This is a genomic window from Mesorhizobium sp. WSM4809 (genome assembly GCF_055811655.1).
In genome coordinates this window covers 1-243 of sequence record NZ_JBVVQW010000087.1, presented here as the reverse complement: position 1 = coordinate 243, position 243 = coordinate 1, and the positions used below count along the sequence as shown (strand labels likewise).

Below are 243 nucleotides of genomic sequence, written 5' to 3'. Positions count from 1 at the left end.
GAGTCTGGCCTGCTGGGTCTGACCGAAGTGACCAGCGACTGCCGCTATGTTGAAGACAACTACGCGACGAAAGAAGACGCGAAGCGCGCAATGGACGTTTACTGCCACCGCCTGGCGAAATACATCGGTGCCTACACTGCGCTGATGGATGGTCGTCTGGACGCTGTTGTATTCACTGGTGGTATCGGTGAAAATGCCGCAATGGTTCGTGAACTGTCTCTGGGCAAACTGGGCGTGCTGGGC

General features: G+C 56.8%; 1 pseudogene. It reads left to right on the top strand.

Annotated features, from left to right (window positions below):
- Positions 1–243 (top strand): annotated as a pseudogene (locus AC0L24_RS33950) (acetate kinase); the annotation flags it as partial.